At 69.1% G+C, this 16,343-nt stretch carries 8 protein-coding genes; 3 read left to right on the top strand and 5 right to left on the bottom strand.

Annotated features, from left to right (window positions below; translation table 11 throughout):
- Positions 1 to 100: 100 nt before the first annotated feature.
- A complete protein-coding gene (locus IPQ09_22665) occupies positions 101 to 1,390 on the top strand; it encodes a sigma 54-interacting transcriptional regulator (protein ID MBL0196977.1) in 1,290 nt (429 codons plus the stop codon).
- 385 nt (positions 1,391 to 1,775) lie between these two features.
- Positions 1,776 to 3,605 (top strand): DUF262 domain-containing protein, encoded by a 1,830-nt coding sequence (locus IPQ09_22660; protein MBL0196976.1) that lies wholly within the window; start codon positions 1,776 to 1,778, stop codon positions 3,603 to 3,605.
- A 64-nt stretch (positions 3,606 to 3,669) separates the two neighbouring features.
- On the opposite strand, the gene IPQ09_22655 is transcribed toward IPQ09_22660, so the two are convergent.
- The 4 genes from IPQ09_22655 to IPQ09_22640 all read right to left on the bottom strand — a co-directional run bounded on the left by IPQ09_22655 (position 3,670) and on the right by IPQ09_22640 (position 14,248).
- Positions 3,670 to 6,474 (bottom strand): DEAD/DEAH box helicase, encoded by a 2,805-nt coding sequence (locus IPQ09_22655; protein ID MBL0196975.1) that lies wholly within the window; start codon positions 6,472 to 6,474, stop codon positions 3,670 to 3,672.
- 184 nt (positions 6,475 to 6,658) lie between these two features.
- Positions 6,659 to 8,008, bottom strand: coding sequence for a BREX system ATP-binding protein BrxD (gene brxD, locus IPQ09_22650; protein ID MBL0196974.1), 1,350 nt, complete (start codon positions 8,006 to 8,008; stop codon positions 6,659 to 6,661).
- A 4-nt stretch (positions 8,009 to 8,012) separates the two neighbouring features.
- A complete protein-coding gene (pglZ, locus tag IPQ09_22645) occupies positions 8,013 to 10,613 on the bottom strand; it encodes a BREX-2 system phosphatase PglZ (GenBank protein MBL0196973.1) in 2,601 nt (866 codons plus the stop codon).
- Positions 10,610 to 14,248 carry a hypothetical protein gene (locus tag IPQ09_22640; protein MBL0196972.1) on the bottom strand — a complete coding sequence of 1,213 codons (3,639 nt, stop codon included), beginning with the start codon at positions 14,246 to 14,248 and terminating at the stop codon, positions 10,610 to 10,612. Before IPQ09_22640 ends, pglZ begins: the two co-directional genes overlap by 4 nt.
- 127 nt (positions 14,249 to 14,375) lie before the next feature.
- On the opposite strand from IPQ09_22640, the gene IPQ09_22635 reads away from it, so the two are divergent.
- Positions 14,376 to 14,636 carry a hypothetical protein gene (locus tag IPQ09_22635; GenBank protein MBL0196971.1) on the top strand — a complete coding sequence of 87 codons (261 nt, stop codon included), beginning with the start codon at positions 14,376 to 14,378 and terminating at the stop codon, positions 14,634 to 14,636.
- Positions 14,637 to 14,766: 130 nt separating this feature from the next.
- Here the strand turns inward: IPQ09_22635 and IPQ09_22630 are convergent, their stop codons facing one another.
- Positions 14,767 to 16,332, bottom strand: a complete 1,566-nt coding sequence (locus IPQ09_22630) for a DUF262 domain-containing protein (GenBank protein MBL0196970.1) — start codon at positions 16,330 to 16,332, stop codon at positions 14,767 to 14,769.
- Between the last annotated feature and the right edge of the window lie 11 nt (positions 16,333 to 16,343).

Raw genomic sequence — 16,343 nt, 5'->3', positions numbered from 1 at the left:
GCTTTTCGGCGTCCTCGGCGGATCGCGATCCGCGCGCTTCGCCCCCGGCCGGATCGCGATCAGGCGCTCCTCCGCCGTGTCGGGATAGAGTGCGAGACGGATGACCGCCGCGAAGCCCACCGCGCCCTCCACCGAAGAGCACCCTCAGCCCACCCGGAGCGAGCGCGCACGAGGGCGCGAGGCGCTCGTCGCGGGGTTCCCCACGGCGCGCGCCTTGCCCGTGCCCCTCGATGACGAGCCCGTGGGTAGGGAATGGCTCGCCTCCCGAGGTCTCGAAGACACGAGGGTCTCGACACGGCACTTCGTGTTCTCGCACCGCGGCGGGCTCGGCGTCGAGGACGCTGGCTCGCGAAACGGCACCTGGGTCAATGGCTGTCGGCTCGGCCCGGGCGAGCGGGCGGCCCTCGCCGACGGGGCGGTCGTGCGCGTCGGCCGCACGCTGTTCGTGTACCGCAAGGAGCTCCGCGGGAGCGACGACCCGTCCGCTCCGATCGATGGCAGGCTCGTGGGCCCCTTCGGCCTCCGCGCGGTCGCCGCCGACATTGAAGCGCTCCGCGATCGCCCGCTCACCAACGTGCTCATCGAGGGCGAGACGGGCACCGGCAAGGAGCTCGCCGCGCGGGCCGTCGCCGCCGCCGTCGGGCGCGCGCACCCGTACGGTGCGGTGAACATGGCGGGGCTCGCTTCGGGCGTCTTCGAAGCGCAGCTCTTCGGGTACGTGCCTGGCGCCTACTCGGGCAGCGGGAGGGGCTCGCCAGGCGTGTTCCGCGAGCACGAAGGAGGAGCCGTGTTTCTCGACGAGCTCGGTGAGCTTCCGGCCGACCTCCAAGCCAAGCTGCTGCGGGTGCTCGAAAACCGCGAGCTCCTCCCGGTCGGGGGCGTGAGGCCACTGCCGGTCGACGTGCTCGTGATCGCCGCCACAAACCGCGACCTCGACGAGGCGGTGGCCGCCGGCGCCTTCCGCCGCGATCTTCTCGCGCGCCTCGCGACGCGCATCGCGCTCCCCGCCCTCCGCGACCGCGTCGAGGACCTCTTCGCCATCGCGCAGGCGGTGACGCGGCAGAACGGAGAGGAGCTCCTCGCGGCGAACGTGGAGGTGGAAGCGCTCGAGCGCCTCATGCTCCACGAGCTCCCAGCCAACGTGCGTGAGGTCGCCTCGGTGCTGAGCCGCGCGTTCGCCGCCGAGCGGCGCCCGAGCCTGACGCTCGAGGCGATCGAGACCATCCTCGGGCCGCCCTCGGCCGTCGCGAGCGGCCGCGCCTCCGCGCTCACGCTGGAGCGGGTGACCGAGGCGCTCCGGCTCGAGGGGAGCGAGAGCGGCGCGGCGCGGCGGCTGGGGATCTCACGTGGGATGCTTCGACGGTTCCGCGCCGGCCAGACCCCGCGCTGAGGCTCCCTCGCCGGGCGCGGCTATCTTCGCGTCTCCGGGCATCGATACACGAGCCCCACGCGCGGCAGTACTCTACGCGGTCCACCTTTGCTCCTCCCTCGAGGGCGAGAGACCGGCTCCAGGGGGTCGACGCTGCCCAGTGGAAGCGGCCGTGGACCGAGTCCGCCGTTGCGCAGCTCGCGCGGAAGCGTGGCGGCGGATCTGGCCGTCCAAGCAGATCGTCGAACGCCGCTGCCCCCTTTGCGCCGCACGCGAGGCCCGCTCCAACGGGGCGCGCTCGTCGTTGTTGGCGATCCGACCAGCCCCCTTCGTGTATCGTCCCGGGGTTCGATGAACCCCGTCATTGGTTGGCGGAGCTCACGCAGCGAGCACGGGAGCCAAGACCATGACAGCCACGGGCACGACATTCAGCACGAGCGAACCTCTCTTGAGCGAGCTCCTCAACGAAGTGCGGAGGGGGAACTATCAACTTCCTGATTTCCAGCGGGGCTGGGTCTGGGAGGACGAGCGCATCAAGAAGCTGATCGCCAGCATTTCCCTTTCGTACCCGATCGGCGCGGCGATGCTCCTCGAGACCGGCGGCGAGGGATCCAAGTTCAAACCTCGAACGATCGAGGGAGTGGAGCTCGCGAAGCCTGTTCAGCCGAGCAAGCTCATCTTGGATGGACAGCAGCGCCTCACGTCGCTCTTCGCTTCGCTGATGAGCGGTAAGCCGGTCAAGACCTGCACCGAGAAGAACAAGGAGAAGCGCATCGAGCGCGTTTACTACCTCGAGATGACTCGCTGTCTCGACGCCGCCGAGGACCGCAACGACGCAGTACGTTCGCTGCCGCCCTCCCGAATGCTGACGAGCGACTTCGGCCGGAACGTCGACCTGGACGTAAGCACGACCGAAAAGGAGTACGCGGTCCGGTTTTTTCCACTCGCGCTCGTGTACGACAACGTCAAGTTCGCGCAGTGGAAGAACGGCTTCCAACGTCACTACAACTTCGCCCAGGAGCCTCTCGAAGCGTTGGGTCGTTTCGAAATGGAGGTCTGGCTTCGGTTTCAGCAGTACAAGGTGCCCCTCATCGAGCTCCTTCGCGACACTCCAAAAGAGGCCGTGTGTCACGTGTTCGAGAACGTGAACATGGGTGGAGTGCCATTGACGGTGTTCGAGCTGCTTACTGCGATATACGCCGCGGACGATTTCGAGCTTCGAGCGGACTGGGCGACTCGAAACACGTCGCTACATCAGTATCCTATCTTGCGAGACGTTGACGGTACGGACTTCATCATGTCAGCGACGCTCAGCGCGACACATCGGCGATCGGTCGAGAGCGGCGGGGCGATTGGATGCCGACGCAAGGACATTCTCGACCTCAAGCTGGACGCGTACGTGGCGGAGAACGCGAAAATCCACGAAGGATTCGTTCGCGCGGCACGCTTCCTCAACCGCGCGCGGGTCTATGAGACGCGAACCCTGCCGTATCAGACGCAGCTCATCCCCCTCAGCGTGATCTGCTCGGAGCTCGGAGGCGACTTCGAGAAGGCGGCCGTGCACGACAAGCTCGCGCGATGGTACTGGTGCGGAGTGTTTGGCGAGTTGTATGGAAGCGCCAACGAGGGACGCTACGCGTTCGACGTTCCCGAGGTGCTCGCGTGGATTGGGGGCGGTGCGGAGCCAAGGACGGTGAAGGAAGCGACTTTCTCTCCGATGCGTCTTCTCTCGATGCAGACGAGGCTGAGCGCTGCATACAAGGGTGTCATGGCGCTCCTGCTCGACCTGGGCGCTCGCGACTTCCGCAACGGCGACCCGCTGGACATCACGAACTACTATGACGTCGCGGTCGACATCCATCATATCTTCCCCCGCGCTCACTGCGAGAAGATGGGCTACGAGCGGGACCGCTGGAACAGCGTCATCAACAAGTCGCCCATCACCGCCAAGGCGAATCGCACCATCGGGGGCCACAAGCCGAGTACCTATCTCGCCAGCCTGGAGCGTGAGGGGAGCATCGACGCGAGAGGCCTCGACGAGCTGCTTCCAACTCACGCGATCGCACCCCACCTTCTTCGGGCCGACGACTTCGACGGATTCATCCGCGACCGCGCATCTCGCCTGTTGGACCTGATCGAAGACGCGATGGGCAAGCCCGTCGAAGGACGCGACTCTGCGGAGGTGTGCAAGACGTTCGGCGGCGCGCTAGTTCGAGGGACCTCCGGCTCGTCGTGAGCGGCCCGCTGGGCAGCAGCGAATCTGCGACCTAGCTCGGTTCACCGCTGCGCGGCTACAACGGTCAGGGTCGCAGCGCGAGCTGGGTCGTCTCGCTCGGTTCCGCTGTCTCGAGCCGCGCGTAGAGCTCCAGCAGCACCTCGGCATCCAGGGCCGCATACCGCACCTGCGCCGCGTCGAGGGGCCGCCGCCCCCAGTTGGAGGTCTGCTCCCCCTTGTCGAGCGTGAACCCGAGCTCGCGCTGACAGACCACCGCGAGGCTGTGCCCACCGGCGATCTTCCGCCCATGCACACGCCGCGACGCCTGGAGGGTGTCGAACACGCCCCCGAGCGCGACTCCGACGCGCGCGAGCACTCGTCGCTCGAACTGGGCGTTGTGGATGACCTTCTGCGGGCGCTCCGCGCTCATCACCTCTTGGAGCGCCCCGAGGTCCCCCACCGCGAACGGGTCAATCAAATAGGTCCGCGTCGGAGTGGCCATTTGCACAAGGCACAGCGTTCCGAAGTCGAGCGCCGTCTCCACGTCGAGGCCAACGACCGGCTCGGCGAGGAGCGCGGCGAGCGCGCCGCGGAGGCCCTCCGGCGTATCGATCCACTCGATGGGGTTCTTCGGCGCTCCAAGCCCCTCACGTTCGGCCCGAGGCGCATGGTCGGCCGCGTCGGGCGACAGACCGAGCGCAGCCTGCGGAAGCGGTCCAAGCGCCTCCTCGTCACGGAGCCTCGGTCCTTCGACCCTTGGTGCCGCGTGCGTGCCCCCGAGCCGGAGGCCTCCCAAGAAGCGCAACGTCCCCGCCAGGTCGAGCAGCCGCTCCCCGAGGAGTCGGTCCTCCGCCGCCTCGGGCAGACACGGCTGGAACTTGCTCACCATCCCGCGGGCCATCGCGCGCGCTGCGGTCGACGCGGTGCGCTCCCAGTCGAGCGCGGGCAAAGCGCGCACGGCGTCACGTGCCGCTCCCATCGTGAGATCCTTGCACCGGAGCGACAGGTTGCCCGCCATCCAGCGCTTCCCACACGCGGACTCGAGCCCCGCGGCGAGGAGCCTATTGACCGCCGCGCCGGCGAAGGTGTGCCACGTCACCCCATCCGTGCCCTCTTCGAGCGGCGCGGTCTCCTCGTCGAGCACGTCCTCGTACGAGCGCCGCAGATCGCGGAGCTCACGCGCGGCGACCAGGCTGAGCCAGGCGGCCTCGGAGCCTGAGCCCTCGCTCGGGCGCTCGAGGAGCACCTCGCGCATCGCCTGGCAGAGCGCCATCGACAACGTACCGGGGAACCCGAGCCAGCTCGGGACTCGCCCGCGCTCCGCGGGCTTCACGTGCATGACGCCCTTTGACCACTCGACGAGCCCCACCTCCCACGCGCGCCCCGCGAGTCGAAAGCAGAGGGGCCCCGCCTCGCGATCCTGCATCGAGACGAAGAGCGCCTGAATGTGGCCCACGTCTTCCTTCCCGTGCTGCACGCGCAGCACCGGCGGGGCCGTGAAGACCGCGTAGAGCTCGAAGAAGTTCTTTCGCCCGTAGAGCTTCTCTCCGCGCTGCCCGAGCGACAGCAGCCCATCGGCTTCGTAGAGAATCCCGCGCTCGACCATCGTGTCGACGAGCTCGTGGAGCCGCTCGGCGCGCACGCTCGAGAACGGGTAGGCCGCCTCGATCCACGGCAGCAGCCGGTGACGCGAGATCCCGCCCTCCTGGAGAATCAACGCCATCACCTGGTGAGCGAGCACGTGAATCGCCTGCGAGGCGGGCCGCACGTCCTCCACCCAGCCGGACTCGGCGAGGCGAAGGAGCGCCACCGACTGGAGCAACGACTCCGGCGTGAGGCAGAAGAACGTGCAGTTGGCGCGCGTGTGGGCCCGTCGCCCGGTGCGCCCCATCCGCTGCAAGAACGACGCGACCGTGCTTGGGGCGTCCACCTGGATCACGTGGTCGAGATCGCCGACGTCGATCCCGAGCTCCATCGTGGACGTGCACACGATCGCGGTGTTCTGCCCCTTGGCGAACTGCTCTTCTGCGAGCGTCCGGTCGGCGCGGCTCACCGAGCTGTGGTGAATGAAGACCTCCACGCCCGAGCCGGCGAGCGCCTGCGCAACGGCCTCCGCCTTGGAGCGGCTCTCCACGAACACGAGGCTCTTCTTGCCACGCGCGATCGACACGATCCCTGAGGCGGCCTCGGCGAGGTCGTTCACCGACTCGACGCGCAGATCGCGTTCGGCGCGGGGGCGCGGCGGATCCACGAGCCGGAACGGGCGCTCGCTCGAGCCCTGGAGCCACTCGCCGATGACGCGCGGATTCCCGACGGTCGCCGAGAGGCCGATCCGCTGGATGTCTCGCCCGCAGAGCGCCGTCAGCCGCTCGAGCAGCGCGGCGAGGTGAGCGCCGCGGTCGTCTCCGGCGAACGCGTGGACCTCGTCGATGACCACCGCCGACAGCTCGGAGAAGAGCGCGCGCGCGTCGGTCTTCGCGCTGATGAACATCACCTCGAGCGACTCGGGGGTCGTCATCAAGATGTGCGCGGGTGACTCGCGGAAGCGTCTCTTCGCGGAGTCGCTCACGTCGCCGTGCCACTTGAACACGTCGAGCCCCACCATCCGCGCGTAGCTCTCGAGGCGCTCCTCTTGGTTGTTCAGGAGCGCGCGAATCGGGCATATGTAGAGCACCGAGACGGGCTTCGGGCCCTCCGTCAGGATGCGCGAGAGCAGCGGAAAAATGGCGGCTTCGGTCTTGCCGCCCGCGGTGGGCGCGAGCACGACGGCGTTGCAGCCGTCGAGCACCGCGTCGATGGTCGCCTCCTGCACGGGGCGCAGGGAGCGCCAGCCCAGATCGTGGACGATCGCGTGTTGGAGGTGGGGGTGGAGCCTGGCGATGCCCGTCATGGCGCGGCCCTCCCTGAGGAGAATTCACCACGGAGGCACGGAGACACGGAGGCAAGAAGGAGGACGAGAATTTTTTGTTCGAGAGCGAGAGTTGCGCGGCTCTCTCCTCTCGAACAAGAATCCTCTCTCTCGGCTCCGTGCCTCCGTGCCTCCGTGGTGAATTCTCCTCTCGCTTGCACCGGGCCTATCCCTCCAGGCGTCGAGGCTTATCCGCGACGGGGGGCTCCGGAGGAGGTTCCTCCGCGGCCTCGTCGACCGGTGTCCCGTGCTTCGCCGCGAGCTCTTCGTCGTTGAGCTTCCCGTCGTCCAACGCGAGACGGTAGTGCGCCGCAGGCACGTAGTCCTCATGAAGATCTACGCGGTCCATCACGTCCACGAGCTCACGCAGGAAGAGGCGCGGCGCGAGAGACACCTTTCCACCAAAGCCAGCGGTCACCTGCTCGACGAGCGCCTCGAGGAAGCGATCGTCGATGCGCGCCGCGACGCGCTCCGCGTTCCTCGCCGGGTAGAGATCACGGACCCGGCGGCCCACCGTGAGCAAGCGCTCTCCGGTAAACGGCAAGAGACGTACCTGGGGCGCGCGGAGGTTGTCCCACCGTGGGTCCTCCCCGAAGGTCACGTGCACGCGCTGATGGAGAGGCGCGAGCGCCTTCAGCCCTTTGTACCCCTCGAAGAAGTCCCGCGTGCCGGGGACGACCAGGTAGAGGCCAGGCAGCTCGCCCTTGCCGAGCATGTCCATGAGCTGCCGGAGCGCGTTCAGCGAGTTTTGCCGGGTCTGCGCGTTCATTCGCTGGATGGTCTCGACCTCGTCGAGCACCACGACGAGGCCCTGGTACCCGGACTGACGGAGGAGCTGCAGGACCCCACCGAGGAACGTGAGCGCGGCCTGTCCGTCGATCTTTCCCCGGGTGCCCGCGACGCGCAGCACCGAGCGGTCCGTGTGCGGCTGGCCCGCGAGCCACGCGAGGAGGCCCTGGGCCGTACCGAAGTCTCCCTCGTGCGTGGCGCGGTGGTACGCGCGAAGCACCTGGGCGAACGCCGGGTTTCGCCGAGACAGGTCGGCGAGCTTGTCCTCGAGGCGCTGCTCGGTGGCGTCGGCGAAGCCCGGATCGTTCTCCGACAGACCACGCAGACGCGTGACCTCGTCTCCCAGGCGGTAGAGCCACCCCTCGACCACGGCCTGGAAGGCGTTCGGCCCGTCGGCGGCCGTCTCGAGGCGCTCGATGAGACGGCGATACACGGTCTCCAGGTGGTGGAGTGGCGTGTCGTTCACCGAGATCTGCACCTCGGCGGTCGCGAAGCCGCGCTGCCGCGCCTTCGCGCACAGGTAGCGCGCGGCGAAGGTCTTTCCGGCGCCGTACTCCCCGCGCAGCCACTTCGAGCTGCCCTGGCCCGTGGCCACGAAATCGAGCTCCTCGTTCACGGCGTCGAGCAGGCTCTCGAGGCCCGTCGCGAAGTGCGCGAGGCCCTGGTTGGGCACCACGCCGCTCCGCAGCGCGTTGACGATCGCGGCCGACTCGGGAATCACAGACATCGAGCTAGTCCTTCCCTTGGTAGCGATACAGGGTCTCGCCGCTCGGCAGGGTCTCGGCGGCGAACAGGGTGACGCCCTCGTCGTGAAGCGTCCGGTGCAGAGTGCGCATCAGGCCGTTGAGTCGCCCGGGGTTCTTGCCGAGTCGCTCCGCGAGCTCGGTGGCTCGCGCCGATCCGTTCTCTTTGAGCAGCACGAGCACGGCCTTCTCGTCGTTCGAGAGCCTCGCGAGGAGCGCAGGCGAGAGGGGCAGCGCGTCGGCCTTGTCGGCCGGGTTGAAGAGCGAGAGCTGCGGCTTCACTGGCTGCCCAGGCTGCGTGAGCGAGTCCGAGGGGAGGGGCGTCACGAGCGGCGGCGCCACGGGGCGCGAAGACGTCGTGGTCGCGGGCTCGGCGAGGGCTCCGCGCCCGTACCACCACGGGGGCTCCTCGGCCGCGAGCCCGTCACGCGCGATCCACGCGAGCGGGACCACGACCTCCTCGAGGCTGCACCCCCCGTGAAACCCGACCTGCGGCTGGCCGAGGTACGCGCCGCTCCGCCACGCGAACGCGCGCCGCTCGGGAGGGCCGCCGAGGCCGCCCACTTGAATCTCTTGGAAGCCGTCGGGCACGGGATCGTCCTTGCCCAGCGAGAGATAGCGGGGAGTCTTGCCGGCGCCCACGCGGAGCGCGCGATCGAAATAGAGGCTATGCCCATGATCGGCGGTGAGGAGCACGCGGCGACCCGCCTGGAGGGCGGCGCGCAGGCTCGGCTTGAAGGCCGTGATGTCCTCGGGCGCGAGCCGCACCGTCGCGCCGGTGTTCGACGAGCCGATCTGATCGTCCACCGCGTTGAAGACCACGGCCACGACGTCGAGCGCGGCATCGTCGAGCGCCGCGAGCAGCGCCTGGCCTCCGTCGCCGAGATCGCCCTTCAGGAAGAGGCGCCGGGTGCGGGAGCCGAGGTTCGCGTTCTGGTTGAGTCGCGCCTTGTCGGTCTTCGCCTCGTCTTGATCGCGAAATACGGTCTCGGCGACGAGCGGATCGTTCGGCAGCTCTCCGAGGAAGATCGCCCCTCGGGCGTGGCTCGTGACCGTAGGGAGTGGCGCGAGCGCGGGCAGACCGCACAGCCGGCCGTCGGCGTTCGACCGCAGGCCGAGGGGGAACGCGCTGTCCGCCGCCAGCGCGGAGAGGAGCTCGAGAAAGACCGGATAGCTGCACCCGTCGAGCACGACGAGGAACACCCTCGCCGCGGGAGCTTCTTGCCACACGGGCGCGACGACGCGCTTCCACACGCGGTGGAGCGGGATCCCCCCCTGATGGAGCGCCGACTCGTAGCCGCTCGCCAGGGCCGCAGCGAACGCGCGGTTGCCCTCGTCGCGGCGCGCGCGCGCCGCCGCGAGCACCTTGCCGGCCTCGGCGTGGTAGCTCGCGCTGCTCGCGAGCGCGCGGCGGAGCTGGGTCATCGCGAGGTCCGCGAAGGCCCCGCTCCGCTGATAGCCAATCACCTGCGCGGCGAGATCGAGGGGAGGCTCGGCCGAGGGCTCGCCTGAAGCGGCGAGGTAGCGCGAGACGCGGGCCAGGGAGTCCATGACGGCGAGCTCGGCCCTGTGCATGCGCGCCGCGCGGTGCTCCGAGAGCCACGCGATCTCGCCGGCGCCGACGGGCTCGCCCCCCGCGGCCTGCTGCGCGAGGGCGTGACAGCGATCCTTGAAGGCCAGCGGTAACACGCGGCTCGTCTGGAGCTGCGCGGGGGTCAGGTGCTCGCGCCCGACGCGATCGGCCACCGTGAGCAGCGAGGTGGACGCGTCGCCGAGCGCCACGAGGGTCTCCTCGGCGAGCCGCGCGGCCGCGCGACGGAGGATGCGGCGGTCCATCTCGAGCGGCGGCTCGGCCGCGGCCTTCCACAGCGGCCCCCACGGGGGCTTGGGCAGCTCCGGGGCGTCCACGGTGAGCACCGCGCCGTGGACCACGAGCTCGCGGAGGCGCGGCTCGGGCTCGGCGAGCGCCCACGCGAGGAGGCGCCCCTCGTCCCCGTGGAGCGCCGGGAGCGCGTCGCGCACGAGCCGGCTCACGTTCGGAGACCAGCGCGGCGGATCGGTCACCCACGCCGCGAGGAGCTGCGCTGGGGTCTGCGTGCGCACCTGCGCGCCGACGCTCGCGTCGACGAGCAGCTCGGTCAAGAGTCGTCGATCGACCACCGTCGGCAGCGTGCGGTGGCTCATCGCGGTCGCGAGCGTGCCCACGTGCTCGAGCGCGAGCGCCTGCATGTGGGGCGCGTCGGCCCCGACCACGCGTACGCCGAGGAGCACCTCGAGCACGTCGTTCACCGAGAGCGCGTGAACACGCTGGTTTCGCGCGCGACGGAGCAGATCGGGAGCGCGCTGGATGCGCTGCGCGAGCTCCTCGGGGAGCACCGCGATGAGCGGCGCGCCGCGGGCCTTCCACAAGAGGTGCCGGAGGCCGAGCTCGGTGCCCACGCGGTGGACGCCGTACGCGCCCGTGGGGGTCGCCATCTGGGTCGGGAGGTCCTCGAGGCCCTCGCCGTCGATGACCAGCACGTAGCCGGACTCGGCGGCGCCTCCCGCTTGCTCGAGGATGCGGCGGAGCAGGTGCTGCGCGGAGCTCACGCGCCGCCCTCGCCACTCTCGTCGTACGTGACGACGACGCGAATGCGTGCATTTGTACCTGAGCCTCGCGCCGCGCGGAGCGCCTTGCGCACCTCGGCGAGGAGGCTATCCACCGCGCCGGCGTCGCTCGCGTCGAGGCGCTGCTCGAGGAGCGCCGGGCGCGGCGGCGGGGGCGCTCCGATGGGCTGCGCGATGCCCACGGGCGGCGCGGGCACTGGGAGTGGGACCCCGGAGGCCTGCTGCTGCTGCTCGATGAGGCGCTGAATGAGCCCTTGCGCCTTCTTGTTCCAGTCGAGCACCCACTCTCGCGTGAGCGGCTGTTCGTTCTGGGTCGCCGCGAACCGACCCTCGAGCGCGTCGAGGTGGGCCTTCACCTCGACGCCCACCGTCGGGTGGCTCGCGCCCGCGCGCAGGTTCCCTCGCGCGCTGTCGGCGAGCGCGCCCGCGGCCTCGCGGATCGTCTCGATCTGCTTCACCAGAGCGCGCAGCGGGTCGGCCGCGTCGTCGGGCCAGGCCGCGAGCAGCTCGCTCAGCGCTTTGTGGCTGTCGGTCGTGGACTGAACAATGGCGGCGAGGCGACCGTTGGCTTTCGCCACCTCTTCGAGCCTATCGCTCTTGGCCACTCCCGCGCCGACGCCCAAATCGACGAGGCGCTGGTGGACCCCCTGGAGGGTTGTCCGCTTCACGATCCCCTGCTCTCTCAGGGCGCTGGCGAACGCGTCTTGTCCCTGGAGCGAGCGATGCGCGGGCGGCCTCGGGAGATCGAAGAGCTGGTGGCCGAGATCGCGCAGACGTCCCCAGTCCGCGGCGCTGACGAGCTTGCCTCTCTGGAGTCGAACTCGCGCCGAGGCGGGCATGCCTATCCGCGCGTCGATCGGCTCGCCGTCGAGCTCCTGGAGCGCGCGGTGGTCGCGCTTGCAGAGGAAGCACAGGAAGAGGTCCACGACGAGCGGCTGGAGCCCGTAGGTCTCGCGGAGGTGCTCGGCCACGGGTGTCCAGGCGAACGAGTCGTGATCGGCCTTCTGGAGCACGTCCTTCAAGTACCGGGAGTCGAGGCGCAGCGAGGCCTTGGTCTGCCCGAGGTTCACGAGGTCGAGCGGCTGCCCGAGGTTCTTCAGCGCCTTCAGCGTGGCCTCGTCGAACCCGACCGAGACGTTCGTCTCGCCGGCCTGCACCATCCACTCGAGCAGCGTCTCGAGGTCTTGCTTCTTGGGCTCGGCCAAGAAGGTCGGGTGCTGGGGGTACCGGCGGTCCATGAGCACCGTCGTGATGTGCTCGAGGTTCTCGGCGAGGGTCTCGCGAGGGCGGCTCGAGTCCACGTCCGAGATGAGCGCGTAGAGCTCGCCGTGGCGGATGTAGACCTCCACCAGGAGCTCGTCGAGCTGCGAAACAAGGGATCGCTCGCGGATGCCCGCCTGCTCGAGGAGCTTCTGGCGGTCCTGCGGCCCAAGCGTGCCCGTGAGCTCTTCTTGGCCGACCTCGGAGAGCAGGTAGCGCACCGCCGCGAGCTCGGTGAGCACGTTCAGCTCGGAGGGCGTCATGTGCCGCGGGAGCCAGCACACGGTGTGGAGCGTGCCCTTCTTCCTGCGCGCGTTCGTGGCGCGCATGCGGTCCTCGTCGACCGTGTGGCCGTCCACGTCCCAGGGGTAGTCCACGAGCACCTTGAAGGCGCCGTCGGGCGGCTCGAAGTCGTCCTGCGACATCTCGCGCACGTTGCCAATTTTGAGCTGTCCGCGCCGCCTCGTGCGGCGCCAGGTCAGGTCCCAGTCGCCCTGGTTCGGGCCGCCCTCTTCGAAGCCCTTGGCGGCGGCGATGCCGAGCGCGCGCTTCAGCGCGGCCATGAAGACCTTGAACCGCTCGGAGGTGTTGTCGCACTTCGACCGGGCGCGGGTGAGCACCTCCCCGAGGCTCACGCGGCCGAGCACGTAGCGCACGGTCGCGATCTTCCCGCTGCCCGCGATCTGGAGATCGGGGACGCGTTGTGCCAGCGCGAGCAAATCCGTCTCGGCTACGCGCACCTGCCCGCGGAAGGTCTCGCCGTCTACGTCGGCCGAGTTGAGCTGCACGAGCCGCTCGATGGTGAGGCCGCCCTGCTTGAGGCGCGGAGACACCTCGGCGAGCAGCACGGTCTTGACGATCTGGTCGAGCGCGCGGAGGCGCTCGGGGCCAAGCTCCGAGCCTGGCTCCTCGGCCATGCGCACCATGGTGGGCGCGAGGCGCGCGTAGTGCTGGTGGTGGATGTCCTGCATCTGCTCGATCTTCTTGCTCGCCTCGACCCCGGACTCGGGGAAGATGGCCGCGAAGGCCGAGCCCACGGGGAGAAACTCGCCGAGCGGCAAGCTCGGATAGTGGAGTACGAGCAGCTCGTAGAGCAGGCGCAGCGCGGAGCGCTCGCGCTGCATGAGCGACGTCACGTCCACGAGCATCTCGATGAGCGCGGGGTGGAACGGGTAGACGTCGTGGAGGTAGTCGAGATCGCCCCCCGCGAGCAGCGCCGGGAGCACCTTCTGGTGCCGCTCGGCCAGCGAGGCGATCGCGAGCCGCACGGCGGCGGGGTCCTTCGCGCGGAGCACGCGCCCGCGCACGATGTGGCGCAGCTCCACGTCCTGCAGCTTCGTGGTCTCGAAGCGCTTCAGCTGGTGGTCGATGTGCTCGTGGATCTTCGTCTCGTCGACGAGGTCCGGGTAAAACTCCTGAAGGTTCCGCTGGCGCGCGACGAACACGAAGATGGGCAGGGGGCGCTGCCCGCCGTCGTGGTCGACGATGAGGCTCAGATCGTGGATCTCGCGCACGAACTCCTGGCCCGACTTCTCGGCGAGCCAGAGCAGGAACTCGTCGACCATGAGGACGAGGCCGCCGAAGCCCTGCGCCTTGGCGTGCTCGGCCATGCGGCGGAGCCCCTCGCTCCACCGTGGGTCGACGCCCGCGCTCGAGAGGTCGCGCCCCTTGTAGGTGAGCCACGCGCGCGCGAAGCGCTCGCGGGCCTGCACCGACCCCTTGGCGATGCCCTCGAAGTCACTCGCGCCGCCGACGATGCCCTCCGCCTCGAGGCGCTTCCAGACGACGTCGCCGTACTCCTTCGCCTCCCTCCGCACCTCCTCGAAGAGGCCGTCCACGTCGAGGAACTCGAAGGGCGCCTTGCCGCGGCGCTTCAGCGCGGCGTTGAAGCCGTCGTAGACCGCGCGGTCGAAGCCGGTGGTCTTGCCGCGGATCGAGAGCATATGAATGCGCACGACGAGGAGCCCGGCCTTTTCGAGCCAGGCCTTGTGGTCGGCGGCGTCGTGCCCCCTCTTCGTCTGGGCCTCGCGGTGCTCGCCGAAGAGCGGGCCGAGCTTCGCCCACGCGGGCTGCGCGCCCTCGAGCAGGAGCGACAGCATGGTCATGAAGTGCGACTTGCCGCTGCCGAAGCTGCCGTGGATGAAGCGGCCGTACTCCTCGCCGCGGTCGAACACCTGCTTCATGGCGTCGAGGATGCCGGGCAGCTCCCGCGCGACCGCCGGGGTGACCACGTAGTCCGAGACGAGCTTCTTCACCTCGTCGCCGTCGGGATCGGACTCGCGGAGCTTCACGACGAAGCCCATGGCGCGGATGTCCTCGGCGCGGGGGAGATCGAAGGCTTCAGTGATGGTCGTCATGGGCTCGTTACCTTGAAAGAAGAGAGTTCACCACGGAGACACGGAGGCACGGAGGGGAGAGGGAGATTTTGGGTTCGAGAGTGCGAGACGCGCGGGCGTTCGCGAAGACTCGCTCCCTCTCGGCTCCGTGTCTCCGTGCCTCCGTGGTGAGCTCTCGATGCCGGTCGTGGCCGGGTTGCACGATGTGGTCACGAGCGATACCTTCATGACCATGAAGGCGAAGGCGAGCCGTCGCTCCTTCGTGATCACCAAGCGCGGTCGTCCAGTGGCCCGTGTGGTCCCGCTCCCGCGAGAGGCGAGCTCCTCGCTCCGCGGCAGCTTGCTCCGCGAGGAGGACCTCCTTGCGCCGGTCGACATGGCGTGGGAAGCGCCAGGCGACCGCGCGTGATCGTGCTGGACACCATGCGTGGGTCTGTTGGCTCGGTCTGGGACGGTCTCGGCTCCGCGGGCGCCGCTGCAGCCAGAGGCAAGGGCGACCGTGCGGACCGCGCTCACGGGCACGGGGGGGCTCGCGGGAGTCATCGCGCGGCGTCGAGCTCGATAGCCGAATGGCTGACGAGCTCCTCCTCCATCGCGTTCAAGTCTGCGGTGCGGAGGCGCACGAAGGTCTCCATGTCCTTGTCTTGATAGGCCTGCCAAGCGGCGTCGGAGACCAAATGGTGGAGGCGCTCCGACGATGATGGGAGCATCTCAGCGAGCTCGATGGGCGCCCCTCGGCCGCCCCCGGGGAAGCAGAACCGGTGTCCCGGGCTCTCTTTGTCGGGCCCCCTCGTGACGAGCTGTACCATCGCGTCCGCCCCGAACCTCGCCAGGTCGAGCGGGCCCTCCTTGTGGCGGCTCGCGAGCTGGACCGACAGCGCGCGCGCTCGCGCGTGCCGGAAGTCGAACCGCCTCGGGAGCGGCTCCCGCTTGAACGGACGACGCCCGGGCCAGAGAAGGATTCCCTCTCGCGCGAGCCGCTCGAGGTCGGACTGCGCCCGAGACAGCCCGTAACCGCTGATGCCGGCGAAGAGTCCCGCGTAGGTCGTTAGCCAAAACCAAGCCGCGATCTTCGTCTGCATCTCCGGGGTCGGCTTCGGGTGCACGGAGAACAGCTGCACGAGCAGCGGGATCTGGTGGGCGTAAGGTACGAGCGCAGGTCGCTCCACGTGGCACGTCTCGCGCAGAAATGCGGAGACGCTTCCGAGGCTCTCCGCGCTCCTATGAACGGCGGCTGCGTCCTTCTGGAGCGCGATCCGTACCTCGTCCGCGCGAGCGTAGAGGTCGAGCCCGAGCGTAGCCTTGATACAGCGGAGCCATGTCTCGTCCTCCAGCGACTCCCAGCCCGCCTCGACCAGGACCAGTTCCCGCTGCTCTGCGAGCAGCAACTCCAGGTCGAACGTCGGGCTCCACGTGAGCGCGGCGACCATGTCCATGTCGCTCATCGGGGTGCCCGTGCTGTTCACCCGTTTGAAGGTGGTCGTGGCCAGCTCGATGTCATCCGAGCCCAGCAAGATGATCGGGACCTTGTAGGCACGGAACCGCGTCGCGACGGTGTCGGCGCGCATCACCCACTCGTCGGCGTCCGGACCCTGCAGCTTCCGCTGAAATCGGAGCAGCGTGACCGTCTGCAGGGCCTCCGGAAGCGGCAGCCAATGATCGGGCGCCAGCTCTTCCGGTCCGCGCGTGACGAAGCACTGTTCCTTGAGGTCATAGTAGAACTCGAAAGTGTCGTCGGGATCGACCGGTCCCTCGACAACGCCGGGCGACGCCGGGGGCTCAGCGTACAGCGCGCCGAGGAGGGTCGCGATGCGCTGGCCCCCGTCGAGGATGTATTGGTGCGGTCCTGCCTCCGACCCGCTTTGCACGACGTGGGGCCCGATCCTCTCGCGGGAGGCGACACGAGCGCTCGTTCGCCAGAGCATGATCGCTCCAATGGGAATGCCTCGATACACGCTGTCGAGCAGGTTCAGTCTCTGCTCAACCGACCACACGCTGCGGCGCTGGAACCGCGGCAGCTGAATCGCTCCGCGCCGCACGTCGGCGAGCAGCGACGTCATGAAGACGACGGTGGGGTCCTTGAGGAAGCTAGCTTCGTTGTCCATGGCGTTCTTTC

Source organism: Myxococcales bacterium, from assembly GCA_016720545.1.
In the GTDB taxonomy this organism is placed as follows: Bacteria; Myxococcota_A; Polyangia; order Polyangiales; family Polyangiaceae; genus JAAFHV01.
This window is presented reverse-complemented; position numbering and strand designations above follow the sequence as displayed.

What these genes read in the sequence shown, in the direction of transcription:
- IPQ09_22665 (MBL0196977.1), top strand. Translation starts at nt 101, where the DNA reads ATGACCGCCGCGAAGCCCACCGCGCCCTCCACCGAAGAGCACCCTCAG.
- IPQ09_22660 (MBL0196976.1), top strand. Translation starts at nt 1,776, where the DNA reads ATGACAGCCACGGGCACGACATTCAGCACGAGCGAACCTCTCTTGAGC.
- IPQ09_22655 (MBL0196975.1), bottom strand. Translation starts at nt 6,474, where the DNA reads ATGACGGGCATCGCCAGGCTCCACCCCCACCTCCAACACGCGATCGTC.
- brxD (MBL0196974.1), bottom strand. Translation starts at nt 8,008, where the DNA reads ATGTCTGTGATTCCCGAGTCGGCCGCGATCGTCAACGCGCTGCGGAGC.
- IPQ09_22640 (MBL0196972.1), bottom strand. Translation starts at nt 14,248, where the DNA reads ATGACGACCATCACTGAAGCCTTCGATCTCCCCCGCGCCGAGGACATC.
- IPQ09_22630 (MBL0196970.1), bottom strand. Translation starts at nt 16,332, where the DNA reads ATGGACAACGAAGCTAGCTTCCTCAAGGACCCCACCGTCGTCTTCATG.